At 37.9% G+C, this 322-nt stretch carries 1 protein-coding gene and 1 pseudogene; both read left to right on the plus strand.

Annotation, left to right across the window (positions count from 1 at the left end; all coding sequences use genetic code 11):
• Nucleotides 1-122: pseudogene (locus SPADD19_RS11135) on the plus strand (prolyl-tRNA synthetase associated domain-containing protein); the annotation flags it as partial.
• Between the two features lie 20 nt (nucleotides 123-142).
• A partial coding sequence (locus SPADD19_RS11140) for a rhodanese-like domain-containing protein (RefSeq protein ID WP_164905877.1) occupies nucleotides 143-322 on the plus strand: 180 nt, incomplete at its 3' end.

Genomic DNA, 322 nt, shown 5'->3' on the forward strand with positions numbered 1-322 from the left:
CAGAGGAAATCATGACCTTCCATCCCAATACCAATGAAAAAACGATCTTTATTAAAACCCAAGACTTGTTCCGATTTTTAGAGTCAATTGGCTTTAGCTATCAAATTCTAACCCTTCCATAACATACCTGATAGGAGAAATCATGAAAGAAATTCCATTTTCAAGCTTTTACCAAGCTTATCAAAAAGGAAACATACACGTTCTTGATGTACGCGAGCAGGAGGAATATGATGCCCTTCACTTAGACGGAGTTCGTCTTATTCCCTTATCTGAGTTAGCAAATCGCTACCAGGAATTAGAGAAGGATCATCCCTATTATGTC

Source organism: Streptococcus parasanguinis, assembly GCF_001578955.1.
GTDB lineage: Bacteria > Bacillota > Bacilli > Lactobacillales > Streptococcaceae > Streptococcus > Streptococcus parasanguinis_U.